Genomic DNA, 14,798 nt, shown 5'->3' on the forward strand with positions numbered 1-14,798 from the left:
CTCTCCTGAAGTGTTATTGCATGAAAGGGCCCCAGGACGGCTCGCGAACGACGCCGCCCTGAACGGACAGGATCTGCCGCGTGCGACCGTCGGTCGACACAGCAGCCAGCACGCCACGGCCGTTCACCTGAGTGGCGTAAAGAACGTATTGACCATTCGCCGCGAAGCTCGGCGATTCGTCATGTGTTGTGTCGGTGAGCGCGGTCGCCGTCCCGGATTGCAGATCCTGAATGTACAACTTAAAACCGCCGCCCGTTCTTGAGATGTACGCGAGCTGCTTGCCGTCCGGGCTTACGCGCGCACTCGTGTTGTAGCTGCCGCTGAACGTCACGCGCTGCGCGGAGCCAGAGCTTTCGCCCTGGGCCGGCATCCGGTAGATCTGCGGCTGGCCGCCGCGATCGCTCGTGAAGTAGATCCACTGGCCGTCAGGAGAGTAGGTGGGTTCGGTGTCGATCGTCGTGCCCTGCGACAGACGGCGCAGCCCCGAGCCGTCCGCGTTGACCGCGAAGATCTGCGTGTTGCCCGTGCGCGACAGCGCGACCGCGAGCGTGCGGCCGTCCGGCGACCACGCGGGTGCGCTGTTGTTGCCCTTCTGGTCGGACACGATCACGCGGCGGCCGGTCGGCAGGTCGTGCACGTAGACGATCGGCTTGCGCTTCTCGAACGATACGTAAGCGACCTTGGTCCCGTCCGGCGACCACGCCGGCGAGATGATCGGCTCCGGGCTCGACAGCGCGATATGCGCATCCTGTCCGTCGGAATCCGAAATCTGCAACTGGTAGCGGCCGCCGGTGCGGATCACGTATGACAGGCGCGTCGCGAACACGCCGCGGTCGCCGATCAGCTTCTGATAGATGTAGTCCGCGACCTTGTGCGCGCTCATCCGCAGGCCGCTCGGCGGGCTCACCAGCACGAGGCCGCCGAGGCTTTCCTGCTTCACGGTGTCGTACAGCTTGAAGCGCACTTCGTACTGGCCGTTCGCGAGGCGGTTCACGCTGCCCGCGACGAACGCGTTCGCGCCTTTGGCCTTCCAGCTGCCGAGATCGACCGAATCGGTTTCCGCGACCGGCGTGCTGCCCGCGTCGATATTGGTGAACTTGCCGCTGCGCTGCAGGTCCGCGCGGACGATCGCGCTGATCTGCTGCGGCGAGCTGGCTTCGTTCGCGAAGGTCGCGGTGGCGATCGGAAACTGGGTGGAGCCGACCCCGGTCACGAGGACGTTGAGTTGCGCGTGCGCCGCAGTGCCGGCCGCGATCAGGCACGACGCGACAAGGGTGCGCAGGCCAAGCTTCGTCATCAGACTCATGCTGTGATGTTTCCTGAAAAAGCGAATTTGTGACAACCATGCAACAGCAGACAGACCGGCAAACGTGTCATTCGTTCCGCGTCCGATCTGCTGTGCGCTTGACTTCAAAGGCCCCTCGCCGCCCTCAGCCCGCAGGGCGCAGCGTGATTGTAAAAGTTGCCGGCGTCTTGCCGTTCGTATCGAGCGGCATCGGATCCGAGCGCTGCACCGCGCGCAGCGCCGCATCGTCCCACTGCGCATTGCCGCTGCCGCGCACGATCGTCGCCGACAGCAGCGTGCCCGTCGGAGCACAGCGTACCGACACAACCGTTTCGAGGCCCTGCGTCTCGCCGGCCCAGATGATATTTGGCCGCACGCGCCGCTGCACCTTTTCCGCGTAGCCGGCCGACGCCGCGTTGCCGCCCGCGCCGCTGCCGGTGCCGCTCTTGCCGAGCCCGTCGCCGCCCGCGCTGGTGCCGCCGCCGGCGAGGCCCTGCATCTGCGCGATGCGCGCGCGACGCTCCTGATCGACCTTCTTCGCCTGCGCGTCGGCCTGCGCCTTCGCGTCAGCCTGCGCCTTTGCCTTCGCCGCCTTTTGCGCGTCAGCCTTCTTCTGCGCGTCCAGTTGCGCCTGCTTTTCCTGTTCTTCCTTCTGTTGCTGCAACTGCTGCTGTTTCTTCTGGTCGGCCAGTTGCTGCTGCTTCTGCCTTTCGGCCGCCTGCTGTTCCTGCTGCTGTTTGGCCTTCGCCGCCTTCTGCGCGGCGAGGTCGGCGGCCTGCTGCGCCGCGAGCTGCTGCTGGCGCTTCGCTTCCGCTTCCTGTTGCTGCTGCAGCTTTAAGCGTTGCTGCTCCGCGAGCTGCGCCGCGCGCGCCGCCTCTTCCTGACGGCGCTTCTGCTGCTGCAGCGCGATGTCGGCGTCCTCGTCCTGCACCGGCGGAGGCGGGGCAGGGGCGACCGGCGCGGGCGGCGGCACCGGGCGCGGCGTCGACAGGTCCGGCACGTCGGTCCACAGTTCGGCTTCCGCGCCCTCCGGCGTGCTGTTCTGCCACTGGATGCCGTGGTACAGGAACAGGCCGAGCAGCACGTGCATCACCAGCGCAAGCGCGAAAGCACGCCACGTGCCGCGCTCACGCGGAGGCTGAAGCGGCGAGCGGGGATTCTTCCGGGTCATTGCGATTTGACGAGCAGTCCAACGCGCTTCACGCCATGGGCCTTCAGGTCGGACATCACGTTCATCACGGTTTCGTACTTGACCGCCTTATCGGCGGCGATCACGACCGGCTGGTCGGGATGGCTCTGCTGGCGGTCGGACACGAAGCCGTTCAGGTCGGCCCGCGTCATGTCTTCCTGCTGGGTGGCGCCGGCGTCGTCCTTGTAGCGTACGCTCAGTTTGCCGTCCGGGCGGATGTTGACCACGACGGGCGGCGTCTGCTGCTGCTGCGACGCGCCGCCGACGGTCGGCAGGTTGACGATCGACGGCGCGACGAGCGGCGCGGTCACCATGAAGATGACGAGCAGCACCAGCATCACGTCGATGTACGGCACGACGTTGATGTCGGCCATCGAACGGCGGGAGCGGCCGCCCCGCATGCTCGAACGAACGGAGGAACCCATCGTCGACTCCTTGCTGGCTTAATGGGCCTGACGTTGCAGGATGTTCGAAAATTCTTCGATGAAGGTTTCGAAGCGGATCGCGAGGCGGTCGATGTCGTGCGCGTAGCTGTTGTACGCGACGACCGCCGGAATCGCGGCGAACAGGCCGATCGCGGTGGCCGTCAGCGCCTCGGCGATGCCCGGCGCGACGTTCGCGAGCGTCGCCTGCTGCACGTTCGCGAGGCCGCGGAACGCGTTCATGATGCCCCACACCGTGCCGAACAGACCGATGTACGGGCTCACCGAGCCGACCGACGCGAGGAACGCCAGGTTCGCTTCGAGCGCGTCCATCTCGCGCTGGAACGCGGCGCGCATCGCGCGGCGGGCGCCGTCGAGCACCGCGGCCGGGTCGTTCAGGCGTTTTTCCTTCGCCTTCAGGAACTCGCGCATGCCGGACTCGAAGATCCGTTCCAGCGCGCCGATCGTATGGCGGTTGTTCGCGGCGCTCTGATACAGCGCCTGCAGGTCGCCGCCAGACCAGAAATCGCGTTCGAAGCGTTCGGTCTGCGAGCGGGCGCGGCGGATCGCAAACCACTTGCGGAAGATGAACGTCCAGGAAATCACCGACAGCAGCAGGAGAAGCCCCATCACTGCCTGGGCCAGCAGGCTCGCATTAAGAACGAGTGAGATGATCGACAGATCTTGTGTAGTGTTCATAGATGTTCGTTGTGGCGTCCCGGAACGGACGTGCGGCCGCGATACGGAGCGATGCCGCCCGCGCGTGGTGCGCGGGCTTCGGCGCCCGTGCGGCCGAACCCTGCTTGGTCCTGGTTTGCCCGTCCCGAGTTCACTGGCGTCGTATCAACGGTAATTACCGGCTTGCCGTTGACACGACAGCCGGGTGTTTCTGCGGTCGGTTATCCGGGCCGCGCCGCAACGCGTCGTGCACGTGGCCGGGAATCGGCGCCGGACGCATCGCAGTCTGCTCGACACACGCGACGCGGATGCTGCCCGTCGCGAGCAGCGTGTCGCCGCGCCACGCTTCCTGCATGAAATCGACGGACGCGCGGCCGAGCCGCTCGATCCGGCTGACGATCGTCAGCAGATCGTCGAGGCGCGCGGGCGCCCGGTAGTCGAGCGCCGTGCTCCGCACGACGAACAGCGCGCCGGACTCGGCGGCGAGCCGGTGCTGATCGACGCCGCAGGCGCGCAGCCATTCGGTTCGCGCGCGCTCGAAGAACTTCAGGTAGTTCGCGTAGAAGACGATGCCGCCGGCGTCGGTGTCCTCGTAATACACGCGGATCGGCCAGATGAAACCGTGATCGGCGCCGGACTGCGCGGCTTCCGGAGGGCGGGCGGATGTTTCCATGCCGCGCATTCTACCGGAACGCACCCGCGCCCAACCGCTTCGTCCGACGGAATCCGGCCACGGGCGGGCCGGGAGCGGGAGTGAGCGCCGCGAACCCGGTCAGCCCCGGTGCACGCTGAGGCCCGCAAACGACTGCGCGACGGGCATCAGCTCGATCGTGTTGATGTTCACGTGCGCGGGACGCGTCGCGATCCAGTAGATCGAATCGGCGATGTCCTCGGCGGTGAGCGGCTGCACGTCCTTGTAGACGGCCGAGGCCTTCGCGTCGTCGCCGCGGAAGCGCACGTTCGAGAATTCGGTGCCGCCGCACAGGCCCGGCTCGATGTCGGTCACGCGGACCGCTGTGCCGGCCAGGTCCGCGCGCAGGTTCAGGCTGAACTGGCGGACGAACGCCTTCGTCGCGCCGTACACGTTGCCGCCCGGATACGGCCAGCGGCCGGCGATCGAGCCGAGATTGAAGATGTGGCCCCGATTGCGGTCGACCATGCCGGGCAGGAACGCGTGGGTGACCTGCACCAGCCCGGTGCAGTTGGTCTCGATCATCGTTTCCCACTCGTCGAGCGACGCGCGCTGCGCGGGTTCGACGCCGAGCGCGAGGCCGGCATTGTTGACGAGCACGTCGATCGCGGCGAAATCGGCCGGCAGCGCTGCGGGCGCGGCTTCGACGGCCGCGCGGTCGCGCACGTCGAGTTCGATCGGCAGCAGCGCGTCGCCGAGTTCGGCGGCGAGCGCGTCGAGCCGGTCCTTGCGGCGCGCGGTGGCGACGACGCGGTGGCCGCCCTTCACGAAAGCTCTGGCGATGGCGGCGCCAAATCCTGCGGACGCGCCGGTGACGAATACGATCATGACTGCTCCCCTGGTCGGTAGAAGGCGAAGAAAGGGCAAAGCCTACTTCCAATGCGGCGCTGCGGCAAGGAACGTGCCGCGTCGGCTTCACGGCGTCGGAAGTCGCGGCGGGACGAAGGCGGCCAAGGCGGCCGGACCGGCGCCCGAGCGCCGGTGACCGGCGGCGGCGAGCGACGCCGAGGCCCCGCGCGGCGGCGGGTTCAGCCGGTTGCCTATTCGGGGCGGTTCCAATACACTAACGCGCTCAATCCCTGCGTGACTGGCGATAAGGCCCCGTCAAAAGGCCCAAGGTGGAGCGACCCACCGTGAAGCGCAGGGTGCCGTTTTGCCGTTCGCCTGGGCAGCCGAATTCCGCGCGCGTCGTTCGCGCTGCCGGGCTGTCCTGCCTCGCGTGGCACCTTCCTCCGCCACGTCAAGGCTGGCTTCTCCGCCAGCAGCGCCACGTATCCCCTGCATCCCTTGCGTGGCCTTACGTGTTTCGCGCGAAATCCGGTCAACCTGAACACACTCAACGGAATCCGTATGTTTGACAGAGCCGAAAGCACCATCGCCAAAGTCGATCCCGAACTGTGGAGCGCGATCGAACTCGAAAACCGCCGTCAGGAAGAGCACATCGAACTGATCGCGTCGGAAAACTACACGAGCCCGGCCGTGATGGCCGCACAGGGCTCGCAGCTCACGAACAAGTACGCCGAAGGTTATCCGGGCAAGCGCTACTACGGCGGCTGCGAATACGTGGACATCGTCGAGCAGCTCGCGATCGACCGCGTGAAGCAGCTGTTCGGCGCGGAAGCCGCGAACGTGCAGCCGAACTCGGGTTCGCAGGCGAACCAGGGCGTGTTCTTCGCGATGCTGAAGCCGGGCGACACGATCATGGGGATGAGCCTCGCGCACGGCGGTCACCTGACGCACGGCTCGCCGGTCAACATGTCGGGCAAGTGGTTCAACGTCGTCAGCTACGGGCTGAACGAAGCCGAAGACATCGACTACGAAGCGGCCGAGAAGCTCGCGCAGGAACACAAGCCGAAGCTGATCGTCGCGGGCGCGTCGGCGTTCGCGCTGCGCATCGACTTCGAACGCCTCGCGAAGATCGCGAAGAGCGTCGGCGCGTATCTGATGGTCGACATGGCGCACTACGCGGGTCTCATCGCGGCGGGCGTCTACCCGAACCCGGTGCCGCACGCGGACTTCGTGACGACGACCACGCACAAGAGCCTGCGCGGCCCGCGCGGCGGCGTGATCCTGATGAAGGCCGAGTACGAGAAGCCGATCAACTCGGCGATCTTCCCGGGCATCCAGGGCGGTCCGCTGATGCACGTGATCGCCGGCAAGGCCGTTGCGTTCAAGGAAGCGCTGTCGCCGGAATTCAAGGAATACCAGCAGCGCGTCGTCGACAACGCGCGCGTGCTCGCGGAAACGCTGGTGAAGCGCGGCCTGCGCATCGTGTCCGGCCGTACCGAAAGCCACGTGATGCTGGTCGACCTGCGCGCCAAGAAGATCACCGGCAAGGCTGCGGAAGCCGCGCTCGGCGCCGCGCACATCACGGTGAACAAGAACGCGATCCCGAACGATCCGGAAAAGCCGTTCGTGACGAGCGGCGTGCGCCTCGGCTCGCCGGCGATGACGACGCGCGGCTTCGGCGTGAAGGAAGCCGAGCAGGTCGGCAACCTGATCGCCGACGTGCTCGACAATCCGGAAGACGCGGCGACGATCGAGCGCGTGCGCGCGCAGGTCGCCGAGCTGACGAAGCGCTTCCCGGTCTATCGCTGATCCGTCATGCGCTGCCCCTTCTGCCGGCACGAGGACACGCAGGTCGTCGATTCCCGCGTGTCCGAGGACGGCGCCGCGATCCGGCGCCGTCGCCGCTGTCCGTCCTGCGACAAGCGTTTTACGACGTACGAGCGGGTCGAGCTGGCGATGCCGGCCGTGGTCAAGAAGGACGGCAGCCGCACCGAATTCGACCGCCGCAAGATCGCGGCCAGCATGAAACTCGCGCTGCGCAAGCGCCCGGTTTCGGCTGACGCGATCGACGAGGCGGTCGCCCGCATCGAATATCAACTGCTCGGCAGCGGCGAGCGCGAGGTGCGCAGCGAGCGCCTCGGCGAACTCGTGATGGCCGAACTGCGCGAACTCGACAAGGTCGCGTTCGTGCGGTTCGCATCCGTCTACCGGCGCTTCGAGGACGTCTCCGAATTCGAGGACGTGATCGAGGAATTCCGCCGCATGGCCGGCCCGGCCGCGCCCGCGAAGCCGACCGGCAAGCGCTGAGTTTTCGCGCAGATTCATTTTCCTTCCTCGCCGTTCTTCTCTTCACGCGACCATTGTTGCGTGCCTCGGCACGCGCCGATAGCTGGCCGTTCGGCCGATTGTCGCGTCCCGTTCCGATCGCTAGATTGTCTGCAACGAATCGACATGAGGATTGCAGATGAAATCGCCTCGACCGTGGTCGCGTGGATGCAGCGGCGTCACGCTGATTGAATCGATGATCGTCGTGGTGCTGCTCGCACTGTGCGCGACCGTCGCGACGCCGACGTTCGTTGCATGGCGCGTGCGCGACCAGATCGACGCGCGCGCGGGCGCGTTGCTCGGCACGCTCGCGTACGCGCGCGGCGAGGCGATCCGGCGTCAGACGCGCATCATCGTTTGCCGGATCGATGCACAGCGCAACTGTCTTGCGGCGGGTGCCGCGTGCCCGTCGTCCGGGCTGCTCGACTGGTCGTGCGGCTGGGCCGTGATGGCGGGGAGCGAAGGCGCGTGGCGGCCGCTGCGCATTCAGTCCGGGCTGGATGAAATCGGCGTGGCGTCGCCGTTGACGAACATCGCGTTCACGCCGCCCGCCGGACAGGCGATCGGCACGCTGCGGCATTTCGAGGTCGCGCCTCGTGCTTCCTCTGTTGCTCCCGCGAAGGATGGGCGATGGCGGCGCTGCATTCGCATCGCATCCGGCGGGCGGGCGCGCATCAGTGACGGCCTGTGCGAGGCTTCGTGATGAAACTGCTGCGAGCGCATGGGCAGGCGAGGGGATCGACGCTTCTCGAAGTCGCGCTAGCCGTGGCCATCATGGCGGCCAGCGGTGTCGGGCTGATCGCGACGCAACTGTCGCTGTCGCGGCATGCGCAAACGGCGGCGGTTCGTGCGCAGGCGGTGTTCATTGCCGATGCGCTGGCGGAGGCGGCTGTTGAAGGAAGCTCGGGTATTGGCGCTGGCGATCAGTGGAGAACGCGTGCTTCGGTCGTGATACCCGGCGGTGCGGTGTCGATCGCGTCGGCGGGTATCGATGCGTCGGTCGCGACAGTGACGTGGCCCGCAAAGCCGTACGGATCTGCCGCCGCGCCGCAGCCGTGTGCTGGTGCGCCGGCATCGCCGGGCCGCGAATGCGCATCGCTCACGTTCGCGCGATGAGGCCGCGCTGTCCGCTTACCGTGCGCGCGAGTCGCGGCCATACGTTGCTCGAATTGATGATCGCGGCGGCGCTCGGCATCGTCGTGGTCGCCGGCACGGTTGCGGCGTACCGCTCGCAGCGCGCGGCATTTGCGTATGCGGCCGACGCCGCGCGCATCCATGATGCCGGCATGAACGCGCTGCTGCTGATCGGCGAGCAGATCCAGATGGCGGGGTTCGAGCCGGCCGATTCGACCGACGACGTTGTCGCCGCGCCGCTGTTCGGCTGTACGTCCGGGCGTCCGGTCGTCGCGCACGACACCGTCACGTGCGAGCCGTTGTCGAGCCGGTCAGACGGCATCGCGGTCCGTTATGTCGGCGATGGCGAATCGACGTGGCTGTCCGCGACCGGACAGGTGACGGACTGCCTGGGGCAAGCGGTCGGCCCGCCTGGCGCGACCGTCGTGAACCGCTTCTACGCGAAGCCGGGTGCGTCGACCGGCGAGCCGGAACTGTATTGCGAAGGCGCCGGCAACGAAGGCACGGCGCAGCCGTTGGTCGAAGGCGTCGAACGGTTGCGGCTTCGATACTGGCTCGACGGCGCGGCACAGGCAGTCGATGCGTCGGCGCTGACTTCCGATCAATGGGCGATGGTCGCGGCCGTCGATCTTTGCGTGCTCGTACGTGGAGCGGCATTGGGCCGGCGCGTTCGTTACGTCGATTGCGACGGCGTGTCGTCGGCGGCCGACGACGGGCGCGCGAGGCGGGCGTTCCGGCGGCACGTCGCGATTCGCAACAGGCCGGGGGCGCAGCCATGACTGAGCGAAGGTCTTTGCTCATCCGGTGCTGCATGCGGTTGGGGCGGAAGCAGCAAGGCATCGCATTGCCGATCGTGCTGATGATCGTCGCGATGATGCTCGTCACGTCGTCCGCGTGGTTCGAATCGGCGTTGCTCGACGCGCGCAACGCGAGCGCGACGGCCGATCATCAGCAGGCGTTCCATGCAGCCGATTCGGCGCTGCGGCTTTGCGCCCGTGCGTTGATGTCCGGAGCGATGGTCGCGCCGCTTCCGCCCGACGAGTCCGGCGAGCCATCCGCATGGCGTCAGCCGCGCGATTTCGACGCACGCGCCGTTGTTCCGATCGAACCATGGCCGGGCTCGGTGCGGTCGCCACAGTGCATGATCGAGAGCTGGAAGCTCGAAACGCGTCCGGAAGCCCGCGCATTCCTGTTGACCGCGCGCGGCTTTGGCGCGTCGGTCGACGCGCAGAGCTGGCTTCAGCTTCAACTGGTGATCGACGGAACCGATGTCGAGTCGCACTGGCGGCGTGTCGTCGCGAGGCCGTTCTGATGTCACGTCACAGGGGTGAACAGGAAGCGACGGTGCGTGACAGCGGGTTCACGCTGCTGGAACTCGTCGTCGCGCTGGCGATTGCGGCGATCGTCGCCGCGTTTGCGTTGCCGGCTTATCACGGGCAGATCGCTCGCGGACATCGCACCGATGCGATCACCGCGCTTTATCGCGCCGCGCAGTTCGCCGACACTGCCGCGCCGGATGCGAACACGCTGCCGGCGGGCCTCGATCAGTCGCCGTCGTCAGGCGTGGCGGTGTATCGATTGAGTCTGTCGCGGGGCGACGAAACGAACGGCGGGTATGTGATCGAAGCGCGTCCGACCGAGCCCGGACCGATGCGGGACGACGCGTGCGGCACGTTCCGGCTCGATGCCACGGGCACGAGAACGAATGTCCCGCCGGGCGACGCATCCGCGCCGACGCTCGGTGAATGCTGGCGGGATCGTTAAGCGCAGCGGCGTGAGACAGGCGACAGGTTCACTCTTCGTCGATGCCCGAACTGCGTGCGGAAGTCCGTCGCTGTTGCCGGATCTGCTGCCACACGCGATACGCTTCCCAAGCGGTGAACGCGATGCCGGTCCACTTGATCAGCGGCCGCGCGGTCGAGACGACGCTTGCGCGCAGCGGCTTCGCGAGTATCAGCGATACGAGCGAACTGAGCATCGGATATTGCTTGAGCAACCCGCCGACCGTCGAACCCAGCGGGCCGCCGCGTTGCTTGCCGAAGCCCGGAACGAGGAAGCGCAGCCAGCTGAAATGCGTGACCGCTTCGCGCAGGTGCACGTACGATTCGAGCAGTTCGGCCCGCTCGACGTCCGCGCGCACGATCAGCAGCTCTTTGCGCAGCGCGCGCAGTTGCGGCGTCGAAAGCTCTTTCGCGGGCGGGCGCTTCGGGCGGAACGTGGAGTCCGGATGGGATTGGCTCATGGCGGATCGTCGGCGGGCGGTGAGGGCGGAAGCGTAACGGGCAGTGGCCGGCTAGTGCTTGCGGAACAGCTCGTGGTCTTTCTCGAATTCGTTCAGCGTCGCCTGGAACATCAGCGGCGCATTGCGCAGCCCCTGGCGCGCTTTCACGCCGCAGACGATCGCGGCAAGCGCATACACCGCGGTGATGCCGGCGAGCGCCTGCCAGCGATAGGTGTCCCAGAACGCAATCGCGATCAGTGCGGTCAGCGCGATCAGCGCGAGGGTCGCGAGCAGCGTGGCCGCGAGCCCGAGAAAGAGCACCCCGATCAGGCGGTCCTTTTCCTCGGCCAGTTCGATGCCGATCAGTTCGAGCCTCGTTTCGAGGATCGAGAACACGGCACCGATGATGCGGCGCAGCGGACCGTGCTCCGCTCGCTGCGATTGGCTGTCTGTCGTCATGGCAAGAGGCGGTTGCGCATCGGGATGCGCGGCTGAGAGAGGGCGGACGCACGCTGTGCGCCCACCCCGATCCACGCGGCGCGCGTGCGCGAACCGCTTGTCGCTGTATTAGCTGCTTACTTGCGGTTGATCAATAGTCCGATCAACACGCCGACGCCGGCGGCGATGCCGATCGACGTCCACGGATGCTCGTGCACGTAGTCGTCGGTCGCGCGCGCGGCCTTCTTGCCTTTTTCGACCACGACGACCTGGACGTCGGCTGCCTTTTCCTTCGCTTGCTTCAGGCGCGTCAACGCCGTTTCGCGCAGTTCGGACGCGCGTTCGCCAGTTGCGCTGGCGGCCTGCTTCAGCAGGTCCTCTGCGTCCGCGAGAACGGTTTTGATATCCGACATCAGTCTCTCCTTGTTGACTTCTGACATTGACTGCTCCCTTCGTGTCACGCCACGCGTGAATCGTAACAAAGAAACGGCTGCTGGCGAGCGCGGCGCGCCGCCTTCAGTTGCGCGCTCGCACGAACCGTTCCCGATGACTGCCCGTCGTGTTCGCAACGAGTCGTTCATGATCGAACGACGTGCGGATCGATTGACGTTGATCTGGCCCGTTAAGTTTCCACGATAACGGACAAAATTACAAAAACTCATAACGGTGTGAGCCGATGTTCGTTCGCGGTGCGCAGCGGCTCCCGTATGCTTTAAAGTTGTGAATTCCCACAGCCGCTGGACGCGAGTGCGCGTCCGCACCGTTCAAGGAGCTGCATCATGAGTCTACGTCTTGGCGACACCGCGCCCGACTTCGAGCAGGATTCGAGCATCGGCCGTATCCGTTTTCATGAGTGGCTGGGCGATAGCTGGGGCGTGCTGTTTTCCCACCCGGCCGACTTCACGCCGGTCTGCACGACCGAACTGGGTCTCACCGCGAAGCTCGCCGGCGAATTCGAAAAGCGCGGCGTGAAGACGATCGCGCTGTCGGTCGACAGCGCCGAATCCCACAAGGAGTGGATCAAGGACATCAACGAGACGCAGGCAGCCAGCGTCGGTTTCCCGATCCTCGCGGACGGCGACCGCAAGGTGTCCGAGTTGTACGACATGATCCACCCGAATGCGAACGAGACGCTGACCGTGCGCTCGCTGTTCGTGATCGACCCGAAGAAGAAGGTGCGCCTGATCATCACGTATCCGGCGAGCACCGGTCGCAACTTCGACGAAGTGCTGCGCGTGATCGACTCGCTGCAACTGACCGACAACTACCAGGTGGCGACGCCGGGCAACTGGAAGCAGGGCGACGACGTGGTGATCGTCCCGTCGCTGAAGGACGAGGAAGTGATCAAGCAGAAATTTCCGAAGGGCTACAAGGCGCTGCGTCCGTATCTGCGACTGACGCCGCAGCCGAACAAATAAGCGCAGCCGGCTCCATGGCCGGTGGAAACGAAAAGCGCCGCACATCGTGCGGCGCTTTTTTGTTGATGCGGCACAGGCGCGCAGGAGCGCGCCCGACGTCAGAAGAACGCCTGAATGCCGGTTTGCGCGCGGCCGAGAATCAGTGCGTGGATGTCGTGCGTGCCTTCGTACGTGTTCACGACTTCGAGGTTCACCAGGTGCCGCGCGACGCCGAACTCGTCGGAGATCCCATTGCCGCCGAGCATGTCGCGCGCGAGCCGCGCGATGTCGAGCGATTTGCCGCACGAGTTGCGCTTCATGATCGACGTGATCTCGACTGCCGCCGTGCCTTCGTCCTTCATGCGGCCGAGCCGCAGCACGCCTTGCAGGCCGAGCGTGATTTCGGTCTGCATGTCGGCGAGTTTCTTCTGGATCAACTGGTTCGCGGCCAGCGGGCGGCCGAACTGCTTGCGGTCGAGCACGTATTGGCGCGCGGTGTGCCAGCAGGCTTCGGCCGCGCCGAGCGCACCCCACGCGATCCCGTAGCGTGCCGAGTTCAGGCACGTGAACGGTCCGCGCAGGCCCTTCACGCCCGGCATCAGGTTTTCTTCCGGAACGAACACTTCGTCCATCACGATTTCGCCGGTGATCGACGCGCGCAGGCCGACCTTGCCGTGAATCGCCGGCGCCGACAGGCCCTTCCAGCCTTTTTCGAGGATGAAGCCGCGGATGTCGTCCTTGCCGTCCTCTTCGAGCTTCGCCCACACGACGAACACGTCGGCGATCGGCGAGTTCGTGATCCACATCTTCGCGCCGGACAGCGAATAACCGCCGTTCACCTTCTTCGCGCGGGTGACCATGCTGCCGGGATCGGAGCCGTGATTCGGCTCGGTCAAGCCGAAGCAGCCGATCCACTCGCCGCTTGCGAGCTTCGGCAGGTACTTCTCTTTCTGCGCGTCCGAGCCGAATTCGAAGATCGGCACCATCACGAGCGACGACTGCACGGACATCATCGAGCGATAGCCGGAATCGACGCGTTCGACTTCGCGCGCGATCAGCCCGTAGCTCACGTAGTTGAGGCCGGGGCCGCCATACTGCTCGGGGATCGTAGGGCCGAGCAGGCCGATTTCGCCCATTTCGCGGAAGATCGCGGGATCGGTCGATTCGTGACGGAACGCTTCGAGGACGCGCGGCGCGAGCTTGTCCCGCGAATACGCGAGCGCGGCGTCGCGCACCATGCGTTCGTCTTCGGTGAGCTGCTGGTCGAGCAGCAGCGGATCTTCCCATTGAAACTGGGCGTTTGCGGCCATGGCGTCTCTCCTGAAAGGAATCTTTTCGCTTGACGGAAGTTCCGCTACGCGAAACAATGTTTTGCAAATTCGCACAAGTGTATCACTGGGACGGCCATGTCTGCATCGATTTTGCCCACCTCCATCGCGTCGCCCGACGCGCCGATCGACGAGCGCAAGTTCGTCGTCGCGCTGGCGCGCGGTCTCGAATTACTACGTGCATTTCGTCCCGGCGAGACATTGCTCGGCAACCGCGATTTCGTCGAACGCACCGGTTTGCCGAAGGCGACCGTCAACCGGCTCGCTTACACGCTGACGGTGCTCGGCTACCTGCGCTTCGACGATACGTTCGGCAAATATGCGCTGGACGCCGGCGTGCTGTCGCTCGGCTTCGCGCTGCTGTCCGGCAACGACACGCTCGAACTGGCGCGGCCGCACATGCGGTCGTTCGCGCGGGAGGTGGGGGCGGCCGTGTCGCTCGGATGTCGTGACGGGCTCGACATGGTGTATCTCGAAACGATCCGCAGCGAGACCGCGCTGACGCTCGGACTCGCGTCGGGATCGAAGTTGTCGATGCTGACGAGTTCGATGGGGCGCGCGTATCTGGCGGTGCAGACGCCGGACGCGCGCGCGGCGCTGATCGCCGATTTGCAGAAGGCGGCGGGACCTGACGGACCCGCGCTCGTCACGGCCGCGCAGCGCGAGATCGACGCGTTCGCGACCGAGCGGTGCTGTTATTCGTTCCGCGACTGGCACGACGACGTGAACGCGGTCGCGGTGCCGTTCCGCGAGCCGCGTGATGGACGCTGGCTCGTGCTCAGTTGCAGCGGGCCGGCGTCGTCGATGGGCAAGGAGGTGTTTCGCGAGCGCGTTGCGCCATTGCTGAAGCAGCTCGCGAGGCGGCTCGGCAATACTGCGTGACCGGTACGATTCACTGCTC

19 protein-coding genes and 1 riboswitch are annotated in these 14,798 nt (G+C 66.1%); of the genes, 9 read left to right on the forward strand and 10 right to left on the reverse strand.

Translation table 11 applies throughout. The annotated features are described in order from the left end of the window. Nucleotides 1-13: 13 nt before the first annotated feature. The 6 genes from tolB to ydfG all read right to left on the reverse strand — a co-directional run bounded on the left by tolB (nucleotide 14) and on the right by ydfG (nucleotide 5,093). The gene (tolB, locus tag BLV92_RS04515; protein ID WP_090542630.1) at nucleotides 14-1,306 is read right to left on the reverse strand and encodes a Tol-Pal system beta propeller repeat protein TolB; all 1,293 of its coding nucleotides are present in this window, start codon (nucleotides 1,304-1,306) and stop codon (nucleotides 14-16) included. 124 nt (nucleotides 1,307-1,430) lie between these two features. Then, nucleotides 1,431-2,456, reverse strand: a complete 1,026-nt coding sequence (gene tolA / locus BLV92_RS04520; protein WP_090542632.1) for a cell envelope integrity protein TolA — start codon at nucleotides 2,454-2,456, stop codon at nucleotides 1,431-1,433. After that, nucleotides 2,453-2,899 (reverse strand): protein TolR, encoded by a 447-nt coding sequence (tolR, locus tag BLV92_RS04525; protein WP_090542634.1) that lies wholly within the window; start codon nucleotides 2,897-2,899, stop codon nucleotides 2,453-2,455. Before tolR ends, tolA begins: the two co-directional genes overlap by 4 nt. An 18-nt stretch (nucleotides 2,900-2,917) precedes the next feature. After that, nucleotides 2,918-3,595: a protein TolQ gene (tolQ, locus tag BLV92_RS04530; protein WP_090542636.1), complete on the reverse strand. Its 678-nt coding sequence runs from the start codon at nucleotides 3,593-3,595 to the stop codon at nucleotides 2,918-2,920. 154 nt (nucleotides 3,596-3,749) lie between these two features. Further along, nucleotides 3,750-4,256, reverse strand: coding sequence for a tol-pal system-associated acyl-CoA thioesterase (ybgC, locus tag BLV92_RS04535; protein ID WP_090542638.1), 507 nt, complete (start codon nucleotides 4,254-4,256; stop codon nucleotides 3,750-3,752). Nucleotides 4,257-4,346: 90 nt separating this feature from the next. After that, nucleotides 4,347-5,093, reverse strand: a complete 747-nt coding sequence (ydfG, locus tag BLV92_RS04540) for a bifunctional NADP-dependent 3-hydroxy acid dehydrogenase/3-hydroxypropionate dehydrogenase YdfG (protein WP_090542639.1) — start codon at nucleotides 5,091-5,093, stop codon at nucleotides 4,347-4,349. Between the two features lie 245 nt (nucleotides 5,094-5,338). After that, a riboswitch (ZMP/ZTP riboswitch) is annotated at nucleotides 5,339-5,442 on the forward strand. A 173-nt stretch (nucleotides 5,443-5,615) separates the two neighbouring features. Here ydfG and glyA point away from each other — a divergent pair. The 7 genes from glyA (at nucleotide 5,616) to BLV92_RS04575 (ending at nucleotide 10,277) form a co-directional block, all read left to right on the forward strand. Continuing rightward, nucleotides 5,616-6,863, forward strand: coding sequence for a serine hydroxymethyltransferase (gene glyA / locus BLV92_RS04545; RefSeq protein ID WP_090542641.1), 1,248 nt, complete (start codon nucleotides 5,616-5,618; stop codon nucleotides 6,861-6,863). Between the two features lie 6 nt (nucleotides 6,864-6,869). Next, entirely contained in the window at nucleotides 6,870-7,361 is a 492-nt protein-coding gene (nrdR, locus tag BLV92_RS04550; protein ID WP_090542643.1) for a transcriptional regulator NrdR, read from the forward strand. Between the two features lie 157 nt (nucleotides 7,362-7,518). Continuing rightward, complete coding sequence (locus BLV92_RS04555) at nucleotides 7,519-8,082, forward strand: GspH/FimT family pseudopilin (RefSeq protein WP_090542645.1); 564 nt, start codon at nucleotides 7,519-7,521, stop codon at nucleotides 8,080-8,082. Further along, the gene (locus BLV92_RS04560) at nucleotides 8,079-8,495 is read left to right on the forward strand and encodes a type IV pilus modification PilV family protein (protein WP_143040644.1); all 417 of its coding nucleotides are present in this window, start codon (nucleotides 8,079-8,081) and stop codon (nucleotides 8,493-8,495) included. The genes BLV92_RS04555 and BLV92_RS04560 overlap by 4 nt, the downstream gene beginning before the upstream one ends. Then, nucleotides 8,492-9,292, forward strand: coding sequence for a PilW family protein (locus tag BLV92_RS04565; protein WP_090542648.1), 801 nt, complete (start codon nucleotides 8,492-8,494; stop codon nucleotides 9,290-9,292). The genes BLV92_RS04560 and BLV92_RS04565 overlap by 4 nt, the downstream gene beginning before the upstream one ends. Nucleotides 9,293-9,324: 32 nt before the next feature. Next, nucleotides 9,325-9,825, forward strand: coding sequence for a pilus assembly PilX family protein (locus tag BLV92_RS04570; protein ID WP_244283743.1), 501 nt, complete (start codon nucleotides 9,325-9,327; stop codon nucleotides 9,823-9,825). Beyond that, on the forward strand, nucleotides 9,825-10,277 hold the full coding sequence (locus BLV92_RS04575) for a type IV pilin protein (RefSeq protein WP_090542653.1): 453 nt from the start codon (nucleotides 9,825-9,827) through the stop codon (nucleotides 10,275-10,277). Before BLV92_RS04570 ends, BLV92_RS04575 begins: the two co-directional genes overlap by 1 nt. 28 nt (nucleotides 10,278-10,305) lie before the next feature. Here BLV92_RS04575 and BLV92_RS04580 read toward each other — a convergent pair whose 3' ends face one another. The 3 genes from BLV92_RS04580 to BLV92_RS04590 all read right to left on the reverse strand — a co-directional run bounded on the left by BLV92_RS04580 (nucleotide 10,306) and on the right by BLV92_RS04590 (nucleotide 11,612). After that, nucleotides 10,306-10,755, reverse strand: a complete 450-nt coding sequence (locus BLV92_RS04580) for a DUF3318 domain-containing protein (RefSeq protein ID WP_090542655.1) — start codon at nucleotides 10,753-10,755, stop codon at nucleotides 10,306-10,308. Nucleotides 10,756-10,806: 51 nt separating this feature from the next. Beyond that, nucleotides 10,807-11,193, reverse strand: a complete 387-nt coding sequence (locus tag BLV92_RS04585; protein ID WP_090542657.1) for a phage holin family protein — start codon at nucleotides 11,191-11,193, stop codon at nucleotides 10,807-10,809. Between the two features lie 116 nt (nucleotides 11,194-11,309). Beyond that, nucleotides 11,310-11,612: an ElaB/YgaM/YqjD family protein gene (locus tag BLV92_RS04590; protein ID WP_090542659.1), complete on the reverse strand. Its 303-nt coding sequence runs from the start codon at nucleotides 11,610-11,612 to the stop codon at nucleotides 11,310-11,312. Nucleotides 11,613-11,951: 339 nt separating this feature from the next. Here BLV92_RS04590 and BLV92_RS04595 point away from each other — a divergent pair, with 339 nt between their 5' ends. Further along, the gene (locus tag BLV92_RS04595) at nucleotides 11,952-12,590 is read left to right on the forward strand and encodes a peroxiredoxin (RefSeq protein ID WP_090542661.1); all 639 of its coding nucleotides are present in this window, start codon (nucleotides 11,952-11,954) and stop codon (nucleotides 12,588-12,590) included. A gap of 98 nt (nucleotides 12,591-12,688) precedes the next feature. On the opposite strand, the gene BLV92_RS04600 is transcribed toward BLV92_RS04595, so the two are convergent. Next, nucleotides 12,689-13,879 carry an acyl-CoA dehydrogenase gene (locus BLV92_RS04600; protein ID WP_090542663.1) on the reverse strand — a complete coding sequence of 397 codons (1,191 nt, stop codon included), beginning with the start codon at nucleotides 13,877-13,879 and terminating at the stop codon, nucleotides 12,689-12,691. Between the two features lie 96 nt (nucleotides 13,880-13,975). Here BLV92_RS04600 and BLV92_RS04605 point away from each other — a divergent pair, with 96 nt between their 5' ends. Next, nucleotides 13,976-14,779: an IclR family transcriptional regulator gene (locus BLV92_RS04605; RefSeq protein WP_090542665.1), complete on the forward strand. Its 804-nt coding sequence runs from the start codon at nucleotides 13,976-13,978 to the stop codon at nucleotides 14,777-14,779. The last annotated feature ends 19 nt before the right edge of the window (nucleotides 14,780-14,798 follow it).

The organism is Paraburkholderia caballeronis (genome assembly GCF_900104845.1).
Lineage (GTDB): Bacteria > Pseudomonadota > Gammaproteobacteria > Burkholderiales > Burkholderiaceae > Paraburkholderia > Paraburkholderia caballeronis.